At 53.9% G+C, this 22,712-nt stretch carries 16 protein-coding genes; 7 read left to right on the top strand and 9 right to left on the bottom strand.

Features of this window, described 5'->3' with window-relative positions; genetic code table 11:
- A complete protein-coding gene (locus tag ACYQ8U_RS13865; RefSeq protein WP_459946142.1) occupies positions 1-1,068 on the bottom strand; it encodes a sulfite exporter TauE/SafE family protein in 1,068 nt (355 codons plus the stop codon).
- Between the two features lie 91 nt (positions 1,069-1,159).
- Positions 1,160-2,014 (bottom strand): hypothetical protein, encoded by an 855-nt coding sequence (locus tag ACYQ8U_RS13860; RefSeq protein ID WP_459946141.1) that lies wholly within the window; start codon positions 2,012-2,014, stop codon positions 1,160-1,162.
- Between the two features lie 48 nt (positions 2,015-2,062).
- Here ACYQ8U_RS13860 and ACYQ8U_RS13855 point away from each other — a divergent pair, with 48 nt between their 5' ends.
- Together ACYQ8U_RS13855 and lon are read left to right on the top strand one after the other, a co-directional pair.
- On the top strand, positions 2,063-2,359 hold the full coding sequence (locus ACYQ8U_RS13855; RefSeq protein WP_459946140.1) for a hypothetical protein: 297 nt from the start codon (positions 2,063-2,065) through the stop codon (positions 2,357-2,359).
- Entirely contained in the window at positions 2,331-4,376 is a 2,046-nt protein-coding gene (gene lon / locus ACYQ8U_RS13850) for an endopeptidase La (protein WP_459946139.1), read from the top strand. The genes ACYQ8U_RS13855 and lon overlap by 29 nt, the downstream gene beginning before the upstream one ends.
- A gap of 7 nt (positions 4,377-4,383) precedes the next feature.
- Here lon and ACYQ8U_RS13845 read toward each other — a convergent pair whose 3' ends face one another.
- Both ACYQ8U_RS13845 and ACYQ8U_RS13840 read right to left on the bottom strand, forming a co-directional pair.
- On the bottom strand, positions 4,384-5,745 hold the full coding sequence (locus ACYQ8U_RS13845; RefSeq protein ID WP_459946138.1) for a sigma-54-dependent transcriptional regulator: 1,362 nt from the start codon (positions 5,743-5,745) through the stop codon (positions 4,384-4,386).
- Complete coding sequence (locus tag ACYQ8U_RS13840; protein WP_459946137.1) at positions 5,742-7,199, bottom strand: sensor histidine kinase; 1,458 nt, start codon at positions 7,197-7,199, stop codon at positions 5,742-5,744. The genes ACYQ8U_RS13845 and ACYQ8U_RS13840 overlap by 4 nt, the downstream gene beginning before the upstream one ends.
- A gap of 388 nt (positions 7,200-7,587) precedes the next feature.
- On the opposite strand from ACYQ8U_RS13840, the gene ACYQ8U_RS13835 reads away from it, so the two are divergent.
- Positions 7,588-8,190, top strand: a complete 603-nt coding sequence (locus ACYQ8U_RS13835; RefSeq protein WP_459946136.1) for an OmpA family protein — start codon at positions 7,588-7,590, stop codon at positions 8,188-8,190.
- An 80-nt stretch (positions 8,191-8,270) separates the two neighbouring features.
- Here ACYQ8U_RS13835 and ACYQ8U_RS13830 read toward each other — a convergent pair whose 3' ends face one another.
- Both ACYQ8U_RS13830 and fbaA read right to left on the bottom strand, forming a co-directional pair.
- Complete coding sequence (locus ACYQ8U_RS13830; protein WP_459946135.1) at positions 8,271-9,356, bottom strand: D-alanyl-D-alanine carboxypeptidase family protein; 1,086 nt, start codon at positions 9,354-9,356, stop codon at positions 8,271-8,273.
- Between the two features lie 61 nt (positions 9,357-9,417).
- A complete protein-coding gene (fbaA, locus tag ACYQ8U_RS13825) occupies positions 9,418-10,449 on the bottom strand; it encodes a class II fructose-bisphosphate aldolase (protein WP_459946134.1) in 1,032 nt (343 codons plus the stop codon).
- A gap of 373 nt (positions 10,450-10,822) precedes the next feature.
- On the opposite strand from fbaA, the gene ACYQ8U_RS13820 reads away from it, so the two are divergent.
- Positions 10,823-11,737: a DMT family transporter gene (locus tag ACYQ8U_RS13820; protein ID WP_459946133.1), complete on the top strand. Its 915-nt coding sequence runs from the start codon at positions 10,823-10,825 to the stop codon at positions 11,735-11,737.
- A gap of 7 nt (positions 11,738-11,744) precedes the next feature.
- On the opposite strand, the gene ACYQ8U_RS13815 is transcribed toward ACYQ8U_RS13820, so the two are convergent.
- Positions 11,745-12,179 (bottom strand): FKBP-type peptidyl-prolyl cis-trans isomerase, encoded by a 435-nt coding sequence (locus ACYQ8U_RS13815; RefSeq protein WP_459946132.1) that lies wholly within the window; start codon positions 12,177-12,179, stop codon positions 11,745-11,747.
- A 213-nt stretch (positions 12,180-12,392) separates the two neighbouring features.
- Between ACYQ8U_RS13815 and pyk the strand changes: the two genes are divergently transcribed.
- A complete protein-coding gene (pyk, locus tag ACYQ8U_RS13810; protein ID WP_459946131.1) occupies positions 12,393-14,138 on the top strand; it encodes a pyruvate kinase in 1,746 nt (581 codons plus the stop codon).
- Positions 14,135-15,370, top strand: a complete 1,236-nt coding sequence (locus ACYQ8U_RS13805; RefSeq protein WP_459946130.1) for a BaiN/RdsA family NAD(P)/FAD-dependent oxidoreductase — start codon at positions 14,135-14,137, stop codon at positions 15,368-15,370. Before pyk ends, ACYQ8U_RS13805 begins: the two co-directional genes overlap by 4 nt.
- Before the next feature lie 9 nt (positions 15,371-15,379).
- Here ACYQ8U_RS13805 and ACYQ8U_RS13800 read toward each other — a convergent pair whose 3' ends face one another.
- Both ACYQ8U_RS13800 and ACYQ8U_RS13795 read right to left on the bottom strand, forming a co-directional pair.
- Positions 15,380-16,540 (bottom strand): S1C family serine protease, encoded by a 1,161-nt coding sequence (locus ACYQ8U_RS13800; protein ID WP_459946129.1) that lies wholly within the window; start codon positions 16,538-16,540, stop codon positions 15,380-15,382.
- Positions 16,541-16,733: 193 nt separating this feature from the next.
- Positions 16,734-21,905, bottom strand: a complete 5,172-nt coding sequence (locus ACYQ8U_RS13795) for a RecQ family ATP-dependent DNA helicase (RefSeq protein ID WP_459946128.1) — start codon at positions 21,903-21,905, stop codon at positions 16,734-16,736.
- A 384-nt stretch (positions 21,906-22,289) separates the two neighbouring features.
- Here ACYQ8U_RS13795 and arfB point away from each other — a divergent pair, with 384 nt between their 5' ends.
- Positions 22,290-22,709 carry an alternative ribosome rescue aminoacyl-tRNA hydrolase ArfB gene (arfB, locus tag ACYQ8U_RS13790; RefSeq protein ID WP_459946127.1) on the top strand — a complete coding sequence of 140 codons (420 nt, stop codon included), beginning with the start codon at positions 22,290-22,292 and terminating at the stop codon, positions 22,707-22,709.
- The last annotated feature ends 3 nt before the right edge of the window (positions 22,710-22,712 follow it).

The following is a 22,712-nucleotide window of genomic DNA, read 5'->3' as shown; positions in this document are numbered from 1 at the left end:
TCAAGCCTCCGCCTGGGCCGTTATCAGGGCGTTTTCCTCGCTCCTCGCCTTGAACATATTGAAAAGTATGATAAAAGCGCCGGTCAAAAGGGCAAAACACATGATGTAAAAACTCATCTGGCTCATCAGGCGCACACTGCCGGCGGTAAAAGATGTCAATTCCAGCTGATTCAGATACTTCGGTATAGCTAGAAAGCGGCTGACCGCAACGATCAGCATAATGGTCGCCATGACGTATTTGATCATGTAGTCCTTGACATAGGTGGTGCCGATCGCCCCAAGCTGAACGCCGAAAAGGGAGCCGCCGAGGATAAGCAGGGTGAGACGAATATCGACCATGCCGTAAAAGGCCCAGATAAGGGTCCCGCCCAGTCCCATGACAAAGGCGACGACCAGCTCGGTGGCCGAAGCGATGATACTGGTTGCGCCGATGATGTACATGAGTCCCGGAACACCGATGAAGCCACCCACGGCAATGGTCGCCGCGAGCATCCCGGTGGCCAGGGCCACGGGAATAATAAACCAGACGCTGATGCGCAGGTTGGCTCTTTTGAAGGTCATCATCGGCCACAGCTCGATCTGCTGCAGACGAGCGGCAAGGCGCGGTTTCACCCAGCCGTCTCCGCCTGCCTTTCTCAGATTCAGGGCATCGCGCAGGACAAAGGAGCCGACAATGACCAGCACAGCGACAAAACAGAAACTGACATAGAGGTTCGATCCCGCTTCGCCCCAGCGGTCAAGGATATTTTTCTGCACCATAATACCGACCTGAACCCCAATTTCGGCGAAGACACCCATTATCAGTCCCAGCTTGATATCCACCTGGCCATAGCGGTATCTCTTGATCGAGCCGACCAGTGCTTTCGGGAACTTATGGCACATATTACTGGCCACGGCAACGGTACCTGGGACGCCCATGCTCATCATTGCCGGAGTAAGAACAAAGGCGCCGCCTGAGCCAATGAAACCGCTGACCAGGCCGCCGACAAAACCAACGATTATTAAAAAAACGATAGAGGCAAAATTTAAATCAATAAACTGGATCGTTTCAGCTATTGGTCCGTGCATGGTAGACTCCTTCTTTGGTGATGGTTTTATTTCCGGACAGGTCCGTCTTGTCGTTTAATTTCAGGGAGCTTTGATCATCCTGATTATCATCTCACGCATCGGCACGCAGACGTGGTCTGGTATCGGGCCGTTTTTCTTCGGAACGTTTTTCGACAGTTTTCGTTTGTTTTAAGGTTGCACCTTTCGACCCCTCGATGCCAAGAGCCGACCAGAAATTGCTGGTGAACGAACCATGGGCGTAGGAGAAGGCAAAAACCGTCGCGACCGGCAGCAGGGCGAACAATCCACCTCTGGTAAAGTATCTCATGATGAAATCGGAATTACTGAAAACTGCTGCATAAAAAACCGCCGTCATGGCACCGAAAAGAATCGTTTTCAGAAAATGACTTCTCCTGCTTGTTACTTTCATGTGTTTTTCTCCTTTTAAAAGTTTTTTAGCCTGGTGGTTCGGGATCACCCCGCCGGTTCGCGCATCGGTGCAGACGATGTTGAAAACCGGTACCGGGGAAGCCGAAGCCGCTTCTTCAATCCTTATTCCCTGATCAATCAAAACAAACTCAACCCTCTTGACGATGCGACACAACCTGCTGATAACCTGACTTATTCTTCCGGATTCCTGGACAAACTCGAACTCAACCCCTCTGGCTGCCGCTTTTTCCTTGAACGCCGCACCATTGCGCTCAACCGCTGCGGTAAAAAGATCTTCCTGCGTCCCACCCTGCCAAAAGAGCGGCTGGGTATGCACATAGGTGGCCAGAACCTTGCAGTTCATCCGTTCCGCCACATTTATCGTATACTCCATCACCTGTGGCTCAAGCTGACTGTTCGCTGTCACCAGCAAAATGCAGGACGGTTTGGCCAGGCTGCATTGCTGTGCTCTATCGCTGGGCTCTGTCCGCTGCAGAACCGTCAGCTGGGTGACCTTGCCGTGCATTGTTTTTTCCATAAGCCACCTTTTTTCCTTGTCCGATCATCATTGTTTCCCCAGGTATTCTTGCCATTTCAAAAAACAGGCCAGTTTGATTTATCACTCTATCCTATTGTTATTTCTGTTTTTATTTTGCGGAACAACACCCCATCCTGTTGTGCGTTGCAAAGCGCAACGGAACCTGGATTAAATAAGTTGCAAAATGCAACAACTGTTGCGCCTTGCAACCTGGAGGGGTGTTCCGAAGTAAAGATTGCTTTTTTGCCGGATATGGTACAAAACAACCCAGAGATGCACGCCCTTGGTTCCCCCAGAACAGACGAGGATGGAAATCATGTTTTTCAAAAACAATTCGAAAAATAACGACCCGCTCCCTGACAAACCGGACAGGGAGAATTCCCCGCTCGACAAACTGCGCAAACAGATTACCGAGGCAAATCTGCCTCGCCATGCCCTGGATGCAGCCAACAAGGAACTTGATAAACTGGCCACGACCGATGCCGCTGTTGCCGAATATTCCGTCGGTCTCAATTACATCGAACTGATCAGTTCCCTGCCCTGGAATGTATCCACCAAGGGAACCCTGGACATGGCCCGGGTCCAGTCCATACTCGAGGGTCGACACTGCGGGCTGGCCCAGGTCAAACAGCGCATTCTCGAATTTCTCGCCGCCAAAACCCTGCGCGGCAGCGCCAGGCAAAACATCCTCGTGGTCGATGACGAAGAAATTGCCCGATCGAACATGGCCCACGTCCTGCGTAAGGACGGTTATGATTGCAAGAGTGCCGAGAACGGCATCGCGGCCCTGAAAATCCTCGCAGAAGAGGATATCGATCTGATTATCAGCGACCTGAAAATGGATCACATGGATGGGTTTGAACTGCTCGACGAGGTGAATCGCAGCTATCCGGAAATTCCGGTCATCATGGTTACCGGTTTTGCCACGATCAATTCAGCGGTTCAGGCGATGAAAAGCGGTGCGGCCCACTACCTCGGCAAGCCGGTCAATCTTGATGAACTGCGCCGAACGGTGCGGGAAGTGCTGGCGCAGAAACTCACCAGCGAGATGGGCAAAGGACCGATCCTCTGTTTTACCGGACCGCCGGGAACCGGGAAAACGTCGGTGGGCAAAGCCATCGCCGAGGCGCTGCAGCTCGAGTTCATCAGAATCTCCCTTGCCGGCCTGCGCGATGAAGCGGAACTGCGCGGGCACCGACGCACCTACGTCGGTGCCATGCCGGGCCGTATCATCATGGAACTGAAACGCGCGGCGGTGAACAACCCGGTTTTCATGCTCGATGAGATCGATAAAATCGGCCAGGACTTTCGCGGCGATCCGGCCTCGGTGATGCTCGAGGTGCTCGATCCGGAACAGAACGTTAATTTCATGGACCACTACCTGGATATCCCCTTTAATCTGTCGCGAATCATGTTCATCGCCACGGCCAACGATGTCTCGACCCTGCCCGGCCCCCTGCTCGACCGCATGGAACTGATAGAGTTTACCGGCTATACCGAGAAGGAAAAATGCCGCATTGCCCGGGATTTTATTATCCCCCGCCAGCTCAAAGCCGCCGGGCTGAATAATCTAGGCATCGATTTTTCAACCGAGGCCATATCGAGAGTGATCAACGATTACACCAGAGAATCCGGGCTGCGCAACCTGGAAAGGGAGATAGCCAATGTCTGCCGCAAACTGGCGCTGCTCTATCTCGATTCCCAGAAAACGGCGATCGAAACAAAAATTGAGGGCAGCACCATCGCCACCCTTCTCGGCCCGCGCAAGTTTATCAGAAACAGCGCCGAAAGTGCGCCGAAAATAGGTATAACTACAGGGCTGGTCTGGTCAGGAGTCGGGGGGGAAATCATCAGTGTAGAGACTGCATCGATGCGGGGATCGGGCAGGCTGCTGCTCACCGGTTCTCTGGGCGAGGTGCTGCAGGAGTCGGCCCAGGCGGCACTGAGTCTTATCAGGAGCAGATCGGCGGAGTTCGGCATTAAAGAATACTTCTTTCAGGACATGGATATCCATATCCATTTTCCCGCCGGCGGGATTACCAAGGACGGCCCGTCCGCCGGAATAACCATTTTTGCCGCACTGCTCTCCCTGTTGACCGGACGTCCGGCTCGAAGAGACGTCGCCATGACCGGAGAAATGACCCTCAGCGGACGAATTCTGCCCATCGGCGGCATCCGCGAAAAACTGCTGGCCGCGCAGCGGGCGGGGATAAAAACCGTGTTGCTGCCGCTGGCCAATAAGGAGGAGGTGGACATATTATCGGCCGATGTGCTCGCCGATCTTGAAGTGATCCTGGTGGAGAATGCCGATGAAGTGATACCCCGCGTTCTGCTTGCGGCACAGGAGACGGCACCCGGCTGAGACGCCATCAGTTTTGCCCATCATCGAGCCCATAGCGCTTGATTTTTCTCCACAGGGATACCCGGTCGATCTGCAATATTTTTGCCGCTTTCGATCTGTTGCCTGCCGTCTCGTCAAGGACATCGAGAATATAATTTTTTTCATGTTCCTCAAGGGACGGCCAGGAATCCGCAGCGACCCGAGAGGGTGTTGCCGAACTGCCGTGCAGATCCTCGATGAGATGAGCTGACTCAATAACCTCACCATCGCACTGGAGCAGCAGGCGCTGGGCGATATTCTCCAGTTCCCGGACGTTTCCCGGATAGGCATACTGCTTGAGCTGCTGGGCAACTTCCGGGGAGAGCCTCGGCGGTAGTGTCGACGGCGGGGAATGTTTGGCCAGGAAATGGTTGACGAGGATGGGGATGTCTTCCTTGCGGTCAACCAGAGGTGGAACCTTGATGGTCAGGACATCAAGCCGGTAAAAAAGATCCAGCCGGAACGCCCCGTTCTCCGCCTCCTTTTTCAAATCTTTATTGGTTGCGGCGATAATGCGGATATCGACGGGAATCTCCTCCGTGCCGCCGACCCGCATGAGCGTTCGTTCCTGGAGAACCCGCAGCAGCTTTACCTGCATCGGCAGGGACAGTTCGCCCACCTCATCAAAAAATACCGTCCCGCCCTCGGCCAGCTCCAGCAGACCTTTCTTAATCTGCGAGGCCCCGGTAAAAGCGCCCTTTTCATGGCCGAAAAGCTCACTGGTGATCAGCTCCTCGGTAAAGGCGCCACAGTTGAAGGCGACAAAACGTTTCGCCGACCGGGGGCTGAGCTCGTGGATGGTCCGCGCCACCAGTTCCTTGCCGGTGCCGGTTTCTCCCTGAATGAGCACATTGCAGTCCAGCTGGGCAACCTGCACGATACTCTCGCGCAGCAGTTGGATTTTCAGGCTCCTGCCGAGAATCCTGGTGACCCCGGTGGTTGACGAAACCTGTTTTCTGAGCGCGATTACCTCTTGCCGCAAGGCTCTTTTTTCCAGGGCCTTTTGCACCAGGGCGAGCATCTCTTCCTTCTTGACCGGTTTCGCCAGATAATGGTAGGCACCTTTCTGTATGGCCTCCACTGCGGTATCGACACTGGCGTAGCCGGTGACGACAATCACCTCGGTCTGGGGCCACAATCTTTTACAGGCGTCAAGAACCGCCATGCCGTCCTTGCCCTTCATGCGCAGATCGGTCAAAACAAGATCGACTTCCCGGTTCTCCAGCACCCCAATGGCCGCCTGCCCGTCTTCGGCAGTAAAGACCTGGTATCCGCCTTTTTTCAGAATATATGCGACATTGTCCCGGGCAATAGCCTCGTCATCGACCACCAGAAGCTGTTGCGCACTCACGATACATCTCCCTGTTCGGCAACCTGCTCCTGCCGCAGCGGCAGATAAATAAAAAAGGACGCACCGTTGCCTGGCACGCTTTCCACAACTATCCTGCCGTTATGCTTCTGGATGATGCCATAGGCGATAGACAAGCCCAGGCCGGTGCCCTGCCCCTCTTCTTTCGTTGTGTAAAAAGGATCGAAGAGACGATCTTTTATTGCATCAGGGATGCCCGTACCGGTGTCGGTGATCTCGATCACCGCTTCATTGCCGGTTGTATCGAGAGAGGCGGAAAGGGAGATTTTCCCTTCATCGACGATGGCCTGCGACGCATTGATGATCATAATGATCAGCACTTCCTGTATTCTCTGGACATCCATCGGCAGAAACAGATTTTCCGGAACATCGACCAGAATGCTGATTGCCGAGGGCACCTGGCTTTTAACGAGCTGCACCGAACGGTTAACCACATTTTGCAGGTTGGCCGGATGCAGCTGAAATTCCTTACTGCGTGAAAATTCCAGCAGCCCCTGAACGACGTCTCTTGCCCGATATGTTTCCTGTTCGATATTGCGCAGCATCTGTTTAATCAGCTCGGGGTCATCACCATCAAAATCATCGACGGCGATCTGGCAGGAGGTAGATATATTATTCAGGGGATTATTCAACTGGTGGGCGATACCGGCGGTAAGAGTGCCGATAGAAGAAAGTTTCTGTGACTGGACAAGCTGATCCTGCCGGCGTTCCAGCTCTTTTACCATGATATTGAATGCCTCCATGACCTGCTGCATTTCATCTCTGGTGTCGAGCACTTCAATTTTACTGAAACGACCCTGAGCGATATCTTCGGTAGCCTCTTTAATAATGCGCAGCGGGATGAAAATACGAAACGACATGATCACCGGCATAAATATGCCGACGGCTATGGCCACAAGAGACCAGACCATAAGTCGCCTGACCAGTTCGTCTAAAATAATACGGATCTGATTATGTTCAAAGCTGACCAGTTCCTCACTCAGCTCGGTCATCTCCTGCCCCTGATACCGGAGCTCGTCGGCTAATTCGCCATGTGCCACCTGGCTGTTTGTACTCATTTTTTTTGAGAGAAGCTCCATGCCCGTCCGATAGGAGGCGGCAAGATTCTTCAGTTGGGTGAGCATGGAGTGCGCTTTAGGCCTCGCAACCTTGCCAGAGATCTTCTCTACTGTTTCCAGGGCCAGGGCCAGTTGTCTGGTATTTTCCCGCAAAGACTCCTGCGTCCCATAGAGGAAAAAATTCTTCTCGTATCTGCGTACTTCAAGGACGATGTTATTGAGACTGTAGGCCAGTTCAACCACTTCGAGCTTTTCTTTGGCAGTCTGCAGATCCTCCTGGGAAACTATAAACATGACAAGAATACCAAAGACATAACATCCCAGGATAATAAGGATTTTATATCGCAGGCTGAGAGAAAGTATGTTGCGATGCTTCATTGCCTAACTCCAGACATTTCCGCTCCGGACTTCCGTGGCAGGCCCGTCAAGGTGTCGAGTCATCTCTGCCGACTTCCCAGGTGATGTTGTAATTTCCACCATATACCAAGACAATAGCGAACACAACCAAATCCAGACCCTTGCTTGGTGAAGAAATTTTTCTAGGCGACCGTAGGCAGTCGACAAAAAACCGACAAGCCACACTTTATGGGCATATACACATAAATTAGCAGCTGAAGTTGAAAATTCATAACCATTGAAGATCAATTGAAAAAAAAATTTGGCTTAAGCAGTAAAAAAAGATAGGATTAACCAATGCATTTTTCGAGAAAAAAATTAATCACTTCATTCCCCCTTTATACCGAAGAAACATAACCTGAGGATTGCCATGAACAAAATGAGTCACACACCTGCCTTTTATCGACTGGGACCAGTTCTCCTTCTTTGCTCTTTTCTCATTGCTGGATGTGCTGGTTCGCCATCGGAATATCGGTATGACGACAGGGTAGCCACCTCGACAATCGGCCAACATGATAAAACGACAGCCCACTACATCCTCCGACCGGGCAACCGACCTGATATTCAGCCGAGATTAAAACCAGTGACAACGGCTACCGACCAGGCTGGTCTCCCGGTGACCGAGGCAGGCGATCTGCAGATGGTGCTCGAGGTTTCCGACATCCTCTTTGATTTTGACAAGGCGGTCATTAAACAGAGTGTTGTCCCCGAATTGGACCGATGGGCCGATTATTTCCAGACCAATCCCCAGGTAACAGCGGAGATTTATGGGCATGCCGACAGTACCGGTCCAAGCACCTACAACGAGAAGCTTTCCAATAAACGGGCCAAGGCTGTCATCAATTACCTGGTCGGTAAAGGCATTGACGCAAACAGGTTATCAGCCAAAGGCTTTGGCGAGAGCCAACCAGTCGCTCCCAATAGCACAAGTGAAGGGCGGCAGAAAAATCGGCGGGTTGAGTTGAATCTCTAAGTCAGCAACCTCTTTCACTGAACCAAAACCTTCTTCTCGGCCCCTGTTCATTGGCCGAGAAGAAGTACCGGGACTGGCAATCAGCGATACCTGCGAGAACTTGAATGTTTCCTTGCATGTTGTCGGGATAAAAACAGGGCGAGCAAACCTGAAAGCACTATTCCGACAACCAATCCCCCAAAAAACATCCCCCAGCCGCCCCCAGTCGATGCAGCGGTTTCCTTCTTTTCTTCGACGGCCGGAGCGGTCTCGGGTGGTGGAGATGTCGACGCGGCTATTTTCTCCGGAATCGGTTCAGGTTTTTCCACCACTGCTGCAGCCACCGGTTTCGGCGGCACCTGAGCAAATCCCTTCGCCAATAATTCCGATGTCTTGGCATCCCGGATTTTCCGGTCCTTGCTGCCCATGACTATGGCAATAATTCGTACCCCATCCCTTTGGGCGGTAGCCACAACGGAAAATCCCGCAGCCTGAAAATAGCCGGTCTTAAAACCATCGCAGCCATTGACCATCCCCAGCAGATGGTTGTGGTTGCGCATAATAAACTTGCCGTCCCGGAAAGGTCGTTCCCTGGTATTGGTGTACTCAAAAATCGCCGGGCGCTTGGCCAGTTCACGACCTAGTAGAGCAAGATCATAGGCCGTGGTCTGATCCGGTTGCTGTCCCTTTGCAGGCGGCAGACCATGCACCGAATAAAATCTACTATCCTTCATGCCCAGTTCTTCGGCCTTTTGATTCATCAGGGCCACAAAACCCTCAGTCGATCCAGCCACATGGACAGCCAGGGCAACGGCCGCATCATTTGCCGACTGCACCGCCAGGGCATAGAGGAGATCTTCAACGGAAAATTGTTCCTTGGGATCAAGATAGACCTGTGATCCGCCCATCTGCGCCGCTTCCTTGGTCACCTGGACCATCTGGTCCAACCGCACCTTGCCCTGCTCAATCTGGTCAAGAATGACCAGCATGTCCATAATTTTCAAAACGGACGCTGGATAGACCACGGTCCTGGCATTATCTTCAAAGAGGACCTGGCCCGAATCCGCCTCTATGACCAGGGCCGATATGTATGGATCCCGGGCAATATCATTTATTTTGGCACGTTGCGCCCATACGTTCCCGCTGCACAGAATAACAACACACACTACAAGAATAATGCGCTTCATAAGTTTTTTTTGGTCAACCTCACAGAGTTAAAATTTATTAAAATATTACAAAAACATACAATTAGATATTTTTTCCCAGCGATGTTCCGGCTGAACGGAGGTCGTGGCAGGCACGAATGATGCGATCGGCCATGCCACGCTCGGCTTTTTTGCAATAGGAACGAGGATCATAGACTTTTTTATCGCCGACCTCCCCTTCGATCTTCAACATGCCATCGTAGTTTTTCATAACATGGTCGACCATGGGACGGGAAAAGGCATATTGCGTATCTGTATCGATATTCATTTTTACCACGCCGTATTCGAGGGTCTCGTGTATTTTTTCCAGCTCGGAACCGGACCCGCCGTGAAAAACCAGGTCGAGAGAGACCGCCGCACCAAGGGCTTTTGCGACCGCCGCCTGCCCTTTCTGCAGGATCGCCGGGGTCAGTTTGACATTACCGGGTTTGTAGACCCCGTGCACATTGCCAAAGGTGGCAGCCAGGAGAAAGCGTCCCATCGAACCGACCTCTCTGGCGGCCATGACCATGTCTTCAGGGGTGGTATAGAGTTTGTCGGCGGCGACAGCCGAGGTGTCGTAGCCATCTTCTTCCCCGCCAACGATGCCGGTTTCAATCTCCAGGAGAAGATCATTTTCGACACAGACCTGCATGAGTCGTTTTGATTCGGCAATGTTGTCCTTCATCGGCAGGGCCGAACCATCGAACATATGCGAACTGAACAGATTCGGCAGCCCTGCGGCGCGACGTCTCCTGGTCTCCTCAATGAGCGGCAGCAGAAAGCTCTCGACATACTCGGGATGGCAATGGTCGGTATGCAGGGCAACGTTGATATCGTATTCGGCGGCCATAATATGGGTGTAGACCGCCAGGGCGATGGCGCCTTTGCTCATTGAGCCGACACCGATTCCCGAGGCAAATTTTCCGCCGCCGGTAGAGACCTGAATGATACCGTCGGAGTTGGCCTCTTTGAAAGCAAGCAGTGCCGCATTGATGGTTTCGCTCGAGGAAATATTGATGGCCGGATAGGCGAATTTATTCTGCTTGGCATTATCCAGCATGCGACAGTACTGCTGATAGTTGACGACCGGCATGGTATGTATCCTTGCTTTTGAATTTTTCTGGCTATCGCGGAGGCAACCCGATTCCGCAGGGATGATTTTTTTTGTACATCTTTACTCATTCATGCAGATATCTGCAAGAGCTACCATGCACAGCGACGGTCCGCCTTAACCGCATAATTCAGTGAACATAAGACACGTCCGTGTCAGCAATAGAGACAAAGCGAGCATCTGTTCACTTTCGGCCCGGCAAAAGAAAATCGTCTCCCCTGAACGAAAAGAAGTGCAAAGTGGTCATGCTGCAGCTACGTTATGTTTTTTTCAAGGGTCGGACAACTGTATCGGGCCGGCTGCACAACTACGACTATTGGCTCAGCGGCACAACTCGGAAGTAAAGGAAAAAATTATGAATATCGGCGGAGTATTGGCAGCAATCCTGGCTGCTCTGTTCATGGGCACGATGGGCGTTTTTTCTCGAAAAACCGGCCTCGATGCGGAAGTGATCACCTTTTTCAGGCTCTTTCTCGGCGCAGGTTATTTGACGCTCCTCATGGCCTTTACCGGGCGTATCCGCCTCCTGTGGTCCTGGCCCACCTGGCCTGTGCTTATCAATGGACTGATGCTCGCAGGTTTTATTATTTTTTACGTCCAGGCGATGTACCTGACCACCATGGCCAACGCCATCATGATTCTCTATCTTGCGCCGCTGATGGCCTCGATCTTCGCCCATTTCTTTCTTGGCGAAAAGCTCAACCTGATCAGTGTCGGACTCATCTGCAGTGCACTTTTTGGTTTTGCGATGATGATGGAATTTAAAATCGATTTTTCTTCCGGCTCCAATCACGCTCTAGGCCTCGGTTTTGCCGCCCTTTCCCTGTGCTGCTATGCGGCATTCATTCTGATTAACCGAATCATCCGCACCTCGGTGCATGTCTACACGCGTACCTTTTATCAACTGCTCACCGGTGCCCTGTGCATGGTACCTTTTTTCCTTGGCGATTTTCCGGAAATAACTGGAACAACCTGGCTGTGGCTCGCCGGCACGGGCTTTTTCCCCGGATTCCTCGGCATTCTCTTTGCCGTCATTGCCCTGGAAAGACTTCCGGCAGCGACCTTTGGCACCCTGGCCTATTTCGAAGCTATTTTTGTCGTCATCCTCGGCTGGATGATCTTCGGGGAAACACTGAACATTCTACAAATTGCCGGCTGCCTGTTGATTATTGCCAGCGGGGCATGCAAAGGATACCTGACCGCCTACGCTGTGCCTGCCGGCGAGCGGAAAGACCAGTCGCAGGCCTCTCCGCTCAATTCCAACACCTAGGAGGTTGTCAGGGAGTTGCACAGGCAACCAGTTCTATTTCGAAGGTGAGATCCTTTCCGGCAAGGGGGGGATTGGCATCCAGGGTAATATGGGTATCGGTGATTTCCGTCACCACCACGCGCAGGATTTCCCCATTGGCGCCGCCCATTTCCAGCCGCATGCCCAGCTCCGGATGCAGATCGGGCGGAACCTGCTCTATCGGCGCCTGAATAACCATGGCATCGTTACGTTCTCCATAGGCCTTGGCCACGGGGATCTCGACGATCTTTGACTCACCGACTTTCATACCGACAACGCCCTCTTCGAATCCGGCAATAACCTGTCCGCTGCCGACAGCGAATTCCAGCGGTTCACCTCCGGCGGAGCTGTCAAAAACAGTTCCGTCGGTAAGTTTCCCGGTATAGTGCACCTTGACGTTGTCGCCTCTTTTTACTTCAGTCATTTTTTACCTCCAAAGCCACACGGCTCTCTATCTTTTTATTGTTTAGGAACATCAACCTTGATGACCGATTTCAAACTACCATTAAACATCTTCACCGATTTTTCAACCGTAAAACGGGGGGCGAATATTACCAGGCCGTGAGATATCCATTCACCTTCGATTGTCTGTTCATTTGTTCTTTTTCTTTTCTTGGCTCTATAGTAGTGTCAGAACATGAACAAGACAAAAATAATAGCCACCCTCGGTCCGGGCACCGAGAGCGAAGAGAAGATAATCGCATTGATTCGAGCCGGTATGAATGTGGCGAGAATCAACCTGTCCCACGGCGACCGGAACAGTCATGCCCAATTCATCAAACTGGTCAAAGAGGCCAGACGCGTGACCGGCACCGACACAGCGATTCTGCTCGACACCAGGGGACCGGAAATTCGCGTCAACGATCTCGACGCTCCCATTGACCTGCGGGCCGGGCAGACCCTGACCATTACCTCGAATCATGCCTCCTGCTCCGCCGACCGTATCGGCGTTAACTATCCCGGTCTGCTCGACGATATCCAGCCCGGTAACCGGATACTTCTTGACGACGGCAAACTGGTCCTGGTGGTCGAGCGTATCGAAAATGGCAATGCGCTGACCCGGATACTGGTCAGCGGCAGACTGTCCAGTCGCAAACGGGTCAGTTTGCCGGACTGCACCGTCAATCTTCCTTCCCTGTCCGACAAAGATAGAGATGATATCGCTTTTGGCGTACAGCAGGAAGTCGACTTTATCGCCGCCTCCTTTGTCAGAAAAGCTGACGATGTCTGGGCGGTGCGCAAAATACTTGAGGAAAACGGCGGTAACCAGGCGATCATCGCCAAAATTGAGAACAGGCAGGGTGTGGAAAATCTGCAGGAAATTCTCCAGGCGGCGGAAGGCTTGATGGTCGCCCGGGGCGATCTCGGGGTGGAAATGCCCGCCGAGGAGGTGCCGGTCATCCAGAAAAGGATCATTCGCGCCGCCAATCTGGTCGGCAAACCGGTCATCACCGCCACGCAGATGCTCGAATCGATGATTACCAGCCCTTCTCCGACCAGGGCGGAAGCAAGCGATGTCACCAACGCCATCTATGACGGCACCGATGCGGTCATGCTCTCGGCCGAAACCGCAGTCGGCGCCTATCCGACGGAGGCTATCCTTTTTCTCGTCCGCTGCGCAACGATTACCGAAAACTCCCTCGACTACGAGGCGATACTTGCCGCGGGCCTCAAACACAAACGGCAGACCGTCACCGACGCCATCTCCTATGCCTGCTGCGCCACCGCCGCCGATCTTGGCGCGGCGGCAATCATCACCTCGACCACCTCCGGCTCCACCGCCAGGATGGTGGCCAGACACCGGCCAAAAACCCCGATTATTGCCGTCAGTCCCAACCTGGAGAGCCTGAGAAAGCTCCAGCTCATTCGCGGGGTGACGACGATTTTCTCCGAATGCGCCTCGACGATGGACGAACAGCTCGACCGATCGACCAATGCCGCCCGTCAGGCCGGTCTCATCCAGAACGGGGATCTGATCATCATCACCGCCGGTATGCCCATCGGCATGACCGGGAACACCAATATGCTCAAGGTCCGCACGGTCGAGGACCTCTGTTTTACCGGCCAGGGCGCAAGCGGCGCCACCGCCGAAGGCAAAATTCATATTATCAAACAAAAAAGCGACTGGCTCGATCTGCCGGAGGAGGCCATTGTCGTGGTCAACGCCACCGACGAATCAATGCAGGCGTATCTGCGTCAGGTGCGGGGGATTATTACCGAACAGGCGGGGCTCACCTCCCATGCCGCCATTGTCGGCCGAGAGCTGAATATTCCGGTCATCGGCAATGTCCTTGATGCCACCACCCTGTTCAAAAACGGCCAGACGGTGTCCATCGACGGCAGGACCGGGCGTATTTCCTACGGCAGCGTCTCTTCCCGATGAGCCTTGGACGAACGATCGTCATCGGTGGAGGCGCCGCCGGTTTAATGGCCGCAGGCCGGGCCGCCGAAAGAGGCGCCAGGGTGCTCCTGCTGGAAAAAATGAGCCGGACCGGGCGAAAGATCGGCATCAGCGGCAAGGGCCGGTGCAATCTCACCAACACCGCCGCGCTTGACGATTTTATGCGCCGCTTCGGCAAGAACGGCCGCTTCCTGCGCCAGTGTTTCCAGCAATTTTTCACCGAGGAGCTGCTGAGTTTTTTCGAGAGCCGCAACCTGCCCCTGGTCACCGAACGGGGTGGCCGTGTCTTCCCGGCAAGCAGCCGCGCCCTCGATGTCGTGCAGGTGCTGAACAGCTGGCTGCAGGCGGAAGGGGTCGAGGTAAAAAAAACCTCGGCCGTGTCCGCCATCCTGGTCGACCAGGGTCGGGTGACCGGGGTGGTCTGCAATGGCGAAAAGCTGGCCTGCGACAACGTCATCCTGGCCACCGGCGGCAAGTCCTACCCGCGCACCGGCTCGACCGGCGACGGCTACCGCCTCGCCGAAAGCCTCGGCCACACCATCGTCCCCCTGCGACCGGCCCTGGTACCGCTGGTCAGCCGCGACCCAAGGGTCCCCCGGATGGCCGGACTCGAACTGCGCAACGTGCAGGTTCGCCTCTATCTTGACGACAAGCGCAAGGGGCAGGAGTTCGGCGAACTCTCCTTCACCGGATTCGGCCTTACCGGACCGGTCATTTTAACCCTGAGCAGCGGCATCGTCGACGCGCTGAACAACGGCCGACAGGTGTCATTGTCTCTTGACCTCAAACCGGCCCTCGACGAAAAAAAGCTCGACAACCGGCTGATCCGCGATCTTGCCGGTCGCGGCGGCGAGCCGATCGACAGTATCCTCCGTGGCCTTTTGCCGCAGCAGATGGTGCCGATCTGCCTCGAATCCTGCGACATACCCGGGGATATCGACACGAAAAACTTTCCCGGTAAAATGCGCAGACGCCTGGTGCAGTGGCTGAAAGACGTGCGCATCGACATCAGCGGCTACCGCTCCTTTGACGAGGCAATCATCACCGCCGGCGGAGTGAGCCTGAAAGAGATCGATCCCTTGACCATGGAGTCAAAAATCGTCAGAGGGCTGTATCTTGCCGGAGAGCTCCTCGATCTGCAGGCCGACACCGGCGGTTATAATCTCCAGGCGGCCTTTTCCACCGGGTGGCTGGCTGGCTCCTCGGTCTCTTGAGGCTCTTCATCAATACAGAGTCGACCGAAATTCCTCAAAGACCCTTTCGATGGGAATAGCAAAACCGATCCCCTGGGTATCGCGAAGAATCATGGTGTTCACCCCACGGGCAAAGCCGTGTTCATCGATAAGCGGTCCACCGCTGTTGCCGGGATTAATGGCCGCGTCGGTCTGCAGATAGACCTGTCCATTGGTTTCATGCTGCCGGTAACCGGAAAAGATCCCCGCCGTCACCGTATGCCGCAGGCCAACGGGGCTGCCGATGGTGTACACCCTGTCGCCCTGCTGCATGTTGATCATGCCCGGAGGTCGCTCGATATATGCAGAGTCTCCGGCGAAAAGCGACAGCAGCGCCAGGTCGCTGGTCTCGCTCACCAGCAGATAATTGGCGCCATGTTCGCTGCCGTCAGCCAGGATAATTTTGATATCCGACGGCTGGACTTTTCTGTCAAGCCGCGCAAGCTGCCGTTGCCCTTCCTGAAACTGGGGCAATACCCGGTTCAGCTCCTCTTCGCGTCCGGCGATGATTATGGCGAGCTGACTTCGCGACGGACCCTTGGGCATCTGCTGCAAGGTCCTTCTCATCTCAGTAATTTTCTGCTGTTCAAGCTCAATCAATCGCCGGGTCGTTTCGATCTTCTTTTTAAAGTCAGCGAGTTTATTCTCATCAAATTGAACCACGTGTCGATTGGTGACAATATAGTTTTCATTAACGAAAAAGCCTGAGCCGGTACCCCAAGGCGTTTCGATGGACACTGTCGCCTGGCGAGCTCTTTCAATGGCACTTTGCGTGCTCTTGGCTGCTTGCGGAGGTGCCTGCACCTGGGCGTCCACTGGTTGTGGTTCTGCCTGCGTCGGAGTCTGTTGTAACTCCTCTACCGGCAAGGCGGTATCGACAGGTGCGGTGACAGCAATGTGGTCAAGTCTCTTTTGCTGCCGGTAAGCGGTAAAATAATATGTTGTTGCCGCAACCACGACCACCAGCAGGAAGAGCTGAAGAATTTTCAGACTATTACCTGCTTTCTCACCTGCTTTGTCGGCTTTTTCCGCAAGCAGAGCCTCTTCTTGCTTCTTACGCTCAATAACCTGGCGATATTTAGCGAATATCAGCCCGCAGGCTGCACATTCCAGGGCGTTTTTCTGTTCATGCTGGCATTTAGGACAGCGCATTGTTCACCAAATATTTCAATAAATTCGTAAAAACTTCGATTTCCGATGGATAAGTAAACAGCTTCATCCATCTATCTTATCAGGATAAATTGGCCTCTTCAATGCGTTGGCTCTCTTTTTATAAAATTCGCTCTTTTGCCCACAACTGCCTCGGAGCCTGTCCGAGAAGAGGCATTTTTTCTCGGACAACCTCTTAGCGATATTGAACCTCCACAATGGGAACTTCCCACATATCACCATGATATCGTTCCTGGTATCTCTCCTCACTCATGGACCGGTTCCGACGTATCATGGCAACAACTCGCACTCCTCCTACCCTGTCCAGAAGCCGCGACCATCCTTCCCTTGTCGCCCGGGACAGGCGGGCTACTGCAACACCATCATTATTCAGGAGTTCCAGGTTATCATTGAGGAGAGCAAGTTGAAGCAGATCACCGACCTTGAGACGAGCTAATGCCAATCTCGCGGGATGATTTTCTTTTCTTACTCCTGCGAAGTCCAGATAGAGGTCGCCCATTCCGAGCAGAGCGTGTCGTGTTACCGGCTTCTTCAAGTCGCATACAGGGTGCAGTTTACGCTGGACCACACATTCGCCGGAAAGTGTTTCGAGGTATGGGTTCCTGATTCCATCAATCCTGAACAACTGCAGGGTTTCGCGGGCACGGGTCATGGCGACATAGTACAAACGCCGCTCCTCCTCACCTTCAGCCTCAGCTACGTTCTTCCAATGTTCACCGAGCAGGAAGACGTGATCAAACTCGAGCCCCTTCACCGAATGGATAGTGGACAAAAATATGCCTCGCCCCAGGTTGCGGGACCGGCGCTGATCGGCAAAGGCCTCGTAGAGATACTCTTCGATAAGCGGAACGGGTTGCGGGGCATTGCTGGTTTCCTCGATCCAGTCAAATATCAGCCGCCTCAGGTTGGTCTGCCAGAGATTGTCGCTGGACACTTCAACCGGCAGCAACTCCAACAGGGAACTGCCGGTGAGCGAAGTATTTTTCCTTTCCCGCAGATAATCAAGAACCAGTGCGTTCTCCCGTATCCAATGCAGACCTGGAAAGTTACCTCCCCGGCCCCAATGCAGGTTCACGGGTATTGCATTGGCCTCAAACAGAGACCGGATCAAATCAAGTTCTTTCCACTCCCTGGCAAGCACCGCACAGCTGTCAAGATCGAAACCGCCCTCAACTCCCTGCAGTCTCCGCAATTCCTCCAGGACACCACAAGCCTGCTCCTGCACCCCGGCTACCTGCAGGAGCTGCACCTTGCCGCGCGTGAGCGGATCGTTGATCTGACGGTTGCCGCCGGCGGGGAGCATGCGCCGGGCCTCGTTGATTCGGATCGGGTATTCCGTCTTCATCCGGTCGGCATTATGGAGTATCAGTTGATTGGCTGCCGCGATAATATTGGCCGTCGAGCGATAGTTTTCGATGAGATAATGCTTCTCTGCCTGGTAATCTTCATGAAACCTGCGGATAAACCCAACATTGGCCCCCCGAAAACGGTAGATGTTCTGGTCATCATCACCGACGGCAAGAATGGTCAGCTTCTGGTCCTGTTCGGTAATGGTCTTGCCGGCGAGCAGCGACACCAGCTCATACTGCTCTTCATCAATATCCTGATATTCATCAACCAGAATATGACTGAACCTCCCGACCAGTGTTTCGCGTACCGAATCACTGGCAAAGCCAATGGCCTCGGTCTCCCCCTGCAAAAGCTTGACCGCATCGGTGATTACCCTGGAAAAATCGATCTCGCCATCACCTCGCCTCTCTGTCGAAACCGCAACCGATCTCCCCGTCAGACGCAACGCCAGGCCATGGAAGGTCAGGGTTGTCACCCCGTTCATATCGGCACCGACCAGCTCCTGCAGCTTTCTGCGCAGGCTCATGATAGCGCCACGATTGAAGCAGAGTACCAGTATGGCTTCAGGGTTTACCCTCTCCACCCGCAGCAGATAGGCCGCCCGGTGGGTGACAACCCGGGTCTTCCCCGATCCCGGACCGGCAAGCACGAGCATGTTTTTCTCTACAGGAGAGGCGACAATGGCAGCCTGGGCCTTGTTTTTCAGGTCATCGACAATACGGATATAGGACTGCTCGCTGGTGGCTCGCTCCAGCACCTTCTTTCTCCCAGGAAAATAGCGCCCGACAAAGTCCTCCTTGTCATCATTAAAGTAGGACGCCACCAGGCGCATGGCGGTGCTGATTTTCTCCAGCGCCTGTCTTGCGTATTCGTTCATCACATGAATCTGGAAATTGCGCTCGGTGTAGTGGGTCTTGAGCGGCGAAAAATCAGCGGTGGTATACCTGCGGCCACTGATATCGGGCAAGAGCTGCAGGGTCATCGCCTGCCTGAATACCGCCAACCCCTGCTGCAGCTCGATTACCCGCTGCTCATGTATAAAGGTCAAGGCCCGCTCTGCCACAGCCAGCGGTTTTTTCAGCTGGGAAAAGAGGAACAGGTCCCCTTTCAGTCCTTCGACGATGCCCTCCAGGGTAAACTCGACCAGCAGGTTGGCATTGGGCTTCTCTTCCACACTGACGTTTGCCTGGATCACCTGCAAGGCGATGGCGGCAGCCTGCTGCCGTATCCGCATTGTGGCAATAATGGACTCCCAATCTCTCTGCAGGTAGACGACAAAACAGTTATTGCCCCTGGCGGCGAGACCGATTGATCCACTTTGCCCGGCCAGCCCCTTGCCGTCCCTGGCCAAGCCGTACAGAAGCTGTTTCAAGGCATGGGAGGTGCTTTCAGAATACCCCTTATCCACCACCCGCTGATTGACCTGCCGCAGGTCGAGTTCGAGTGGCTCGTTACGTTCCGCATCCGGGGCAAGTTCCCTGAGAACATTGAGGAACTCTTGCTCAAGGGCGCTGATCTGCTGCAATCTGAGAAATGAGTTGTCTTTGACCTTGAAACGAATGTAGGCTGACAGGGTCATCTCTTTCGAGAGAAATCCTTGCTCCGCCATATCGTACAGAGTGCGCAGGACCCGCTGGGACTCCGTCTCATACCTGCCATCCCCTTCCGTGGTAGCAAACGACGACAGTGATGCCAGCTCATCGGCACTGAATCCTGAGGCAGAACCTTCTTTCGACATCAGCGCCTGCAGAATATCAAGCCACCTCTGACGCTGACGCGCCGACAAGCCAAGGTTGGCAATTTTTCGGGCCGCCTCCTCTAAATCCCTGACTAATATCTTGCCCTGGAAAACTTTCGTGTTGTTCTCGTTGCGAAGAAGAAAACCGGCCCGCTCCAGCCAGGCAACGGCGGTCCTCACTCTGGTATCCCCGTCATGAAGATCAGCGTCTATTTCGACATCATCGCGCCTGAGCAGTTCCCCTGCGGTCAGAACCACCTCCCTGTTGCCCCTGGATGCCGACCGGATTCCCCGCAGCATCTGGGCAATCTCTCTTTTGGTCAGGCGTGACATGGAACTGAGTTGGAACTGTTTTTCGATATCCTGCTCATCAAAGACCAGGATGCACTCCGCATCCTGGCGGTCTCGTCCCGCCCGGCCTGCCTCCTGCAGATAATTTTCCAGCGAACCTGGGATATCGGCATGCAGCACCAGGCGCACATCATCTTTGTCTATGCCCATGCCAAAGGCATTGGTGGCACAGATCACCGGTATTTCCCCGGCGATGAATTGCTCAAGGATCCGCTTTTTCAGTGATGAATCCAGCCCGGCATGAAAGGCTTCCGCCGTATACCCGGCATCCTGCAGGAACTCGGCAAGCCGCTCACTATTCTTTTTTGTGGCACAATAGATCACCACACAGCCCTTGCCGGTAAATCGCTCCTGCAAGATGCGCAAAATGGTCGCCCTTTTCTCATGCCGGGTAACCGAAAACACCTCGTAATGCAGGTTGGTCCGTTCATGACCGCCTTCAAACCTGCTCACTCTGAGACCAAGCTCACTCTGGATGGTATCGACAATCTCTGCCTTCACATCCCGTTTGGCGGTGGCGGTGAAACACTGCACCGGCGGGATCTGTGCGCTGTTTCTGGCGGCAAACTCCCGAATGAAACGGATGGCGTAAAAATAATCGGGCCGGAAATCATGACCCCACTTGGAGAGGCAGTGCGCCTCATCAAACACCCAGGCCCCGATCTCGCGCTGGCTGATGGTCTCGACAAAAGATCGGTTGCGGAGCTGCTCTGGTGATGCATACAAAATGCCTATATCCCCCAGCCGTACGCCTTCCATCACTTCACCCCGTTCCGGCATGGTCAGCATGCCATACAGGGCTGCTGCCAGCCTGGTGCCGGTCTGTTTCGAGAAGTTGTCCACCTGATCCTTCATCAGGGCCTGCAGTGGCGACAGCACGATTGTCAGCAGATTACGCCGCTGGTAGCGCATCAGTCCAGGCAGCAGGTAGCAGAGGGATTTACCGCCGCCGGTGGGCAGGACAGCAAAAAGCGTGCCGTTGCGCGCCCCCGCTGTGACGACCTCTTCCTGCAGACTTATGCCCTCGGCAGTGGCAGGCAGGGGCCGAAAATCCTCAAAGCCGAAGAACCGGTGCAAGAAGGTGCGGGGATTATGATGTTCCCGGCAATAGCCGCATTTCGGATCATCGCAGCCATTTTCCCGCAAACCATGAAGTAGCACAGATATATTTGGAAAATGATGGCGCACCCAGGGCGGCAGCACCGAGTTGCCACCGGCCACCGACAACCAGGCAACCACATAGGCCAAAAGCGGCTGCTGAAATCCGGTTGTGCCGTCACAGAGTTGTTCCACCAGTCGATCAACCGCTGTTGCACAGGCATGCTTTTTGGCAAACCAGCCAAAGGCTTCATAGAGATCATCACCCTCAAGCAAGGGCACTCCTATCGCCGCCAAGGCCGCACCGGTTCCGGCCAGCTGCGCGTCAGTCGCAAGGAAACTGCGATAGAGAACTGGAATGTCAGACGATTGCGCAAGTTGTCCGGCAAAGGCCTGCCACTGTTCGGCAAAGACCCGTCCGGCCAATTTGGCATCCTCCACCGGATCACTGACACTGTCGCGAACCAGCTGGTAATCTTTCACCAGCCGATGATAGGGATTGGCCGGATAGGCCAGCGGTGAGAGATAGAGGGTGTCGATAGCCGGTTTGGTGAGAATCCCAAGATCCGGGACCAGCTCTTGCAGCTTCGGGATGTCATGGGAGAGGATATTGTGACCAAGCAGATAGCCCGCATCCCGGCCGAACTCGTTGAGTTCTGCCAGGACACTTTTGCTGATAGGTCGACCGACCGTGGGGCGAAACGTCTTCTCTCCCAGCACCGCGCCGAGGGAATAGACCACCTTTTTCTCGTTGATCTCGATATCAAAGAGGAGGCAGCGGTTGAGAAAATCCGTTATGGCCGTTTCCATCGGTCGTCGCTCAGCCTCCTGGTTTACTCCGCGGCCGTAGTTCTACCTGGCAATGGCTGGTTGACTTGCGATAACAACCAATCATTACCAGGGATCACGTTCAGACAGCTGTTTTTTATGCATTCAACCCGCCCCTGGCCTCGCAATTGGACATAACCTCTATTGGCTCACCTTTGACAAACACTAGACGTTTTCATATCTCATCAAACAAGATGGCCTGTCATCATAACATCTTAGCTATTAACCGCAAGATTTCTTCATGTAACTTGTCAGAGAGGTATGGACAGAAGCGATTCATCCATCTATCTTATCAGGATACATGGGCCTCTTTAATGCGCTGGTTCTCTTTTTATAAAATTCGCTCTTTTGCTCACAAAGACATAAATGGTTCTTCCAATCAGCAATAGTGTCTCTCTTCCCATGCACGAGATTACCCTGACGCCCATCCGGGCTCAGGGTGCCGGAGGCCAGAATGTCAACAAGGTATCGAGTGCCATTCACCTTCGTTTCGACATCCGTGGCTCCTCCCTACCGGAATTTTACAAAGAGCGACTGCTTGCCCTGAACGACAGCCGGATAACCGCCGAAGGGGTTATCGTCATAAAAGCCCAGCAGCACCGAACCCAGGAAAAAAACCGGGAAGACGCCCTGGCGCGACTGGCCCTGCTTATCCGCCGGGCGGTGCATACGCCGAAAAAAAGAAAGCCGACCCGGCCTTCCGATACTGCCCGGCAAAAGCGTGTCGACAAGAAAACCCAGCGGGGAAAAGTCAAGAGCCTGCGAAAAAAGGTCTCCGACTCCTGATCC

Source organism: Desulfocastanea catecholica (genome assembly GCF_054657295.1).
The sequence above is the reverse complement of the archived record's forward strand: the minus strand, read 5'-3'. Positions and strand labels throughout refer to the sequence as shown.

Excerpts from the sequence above, each read along its gene's own strand:
- ACYQ8U_RS13840 (WP_459946137.1), bottom strand. The coding sequence starts at position 7,199 with ATGAAGCATCGCAACATACTTTCTCTCAGCCTGCGATATAAAATCCTT.
- ACYQ8U_RS13865 (WP_459946142.1), bottom strand. The coding sequence starts at position 1,068 with ATGCACGGACCAATAGCTGAAACGATCCAGTTTATTGATTTAAATTTT.
- fbaA (WP_459946134.1), bottom strand. The coding sequence starts at position 10,449 with ATGCCGGTCGTCAACTATCAGCAGTACTGTCGCATGCTGGATAATGCC.
- ACYQ8U_RS13860 (WP_459946141.1), bottom strand. The coding sequence starts at position 2,014 with ATGGAAAAAACAATGCACGGCAAGGTCACCCAGCTGACGGTTCTGCAG.
- ACYQ8U_RS13800 (WP_459946129.1), bottom strand. The coding sequence starts at position 16,540 with ATGCGCTGTCCTAAATGCCAGCATGAACAGAAAAACGCCCTGGAATGT.
- ACYQ8U_RS13815 (WP_459946132.1), bottom strand. The coding sequence starts at position 12,179 with ATGACTGAAGTAAAAAGAGGCGACAACGTCAAGGTGCACTATACCGGG.
- pyk (WP_459946131.1), top strand. The coding sequence starts at position 12,393 with ATGAACAAGACAAAAATAATAGCCACCCTCGGTCCGGGCACCGAGAGC.
- ACYQ8U_RS13830 (WP_459946135.1), bottom strand. The coding sequence starts at position 9,356 with ATGAAGCGCATTATTCTTGTAGTGTGTGTTGTTATTCTGTGCAGCGGG.
- ACYQ8U_RS13820 (WP_459946133.1), top strand. The coding sequence starts at position 10,823 with ATGAATATCGGCGGAGTATTGGCAGCAATCCTGGCTGCTCTGTTCATG.
- ACYQ8U_RS13835 (WP_459946136.1), top strand. The coding sequence starts at position 7,588 with ATGAACAAAATGAGTCACACACCTGCCTTTTATCGACTGGGACCAGTT.
- ACYQ8U_RS13795 (WP_459946128.1), bottom strand. The coding sequence starts at position 21,905 with ATGGAAACGGCCATAACGGATTTTCTCAACCGCTGCCTCCTCTTTGAT.
- ACYQ8U_RS13805 (WP_459946130.1), top strand. The coding sequence starts at position 14,135 with ATGAGCCTTGGACGAACGATCGTCATCGGTGGAGGCGCCGCCGGTTTA.
- lon (WP_459946139.1), top strand. The coding sequence starts at position 2,331 with ATGTTTTTCAAAAACAATTCGAAAAATAACGACCCGCTCCCTGACAAA.
- arfB (WP_459946127.1), top strand. The coding sequence starts at position 22,290 with ATGGTTCTTCCAATCAGCAATAGTGTCTCTCTTCCCATGCACGAGATT.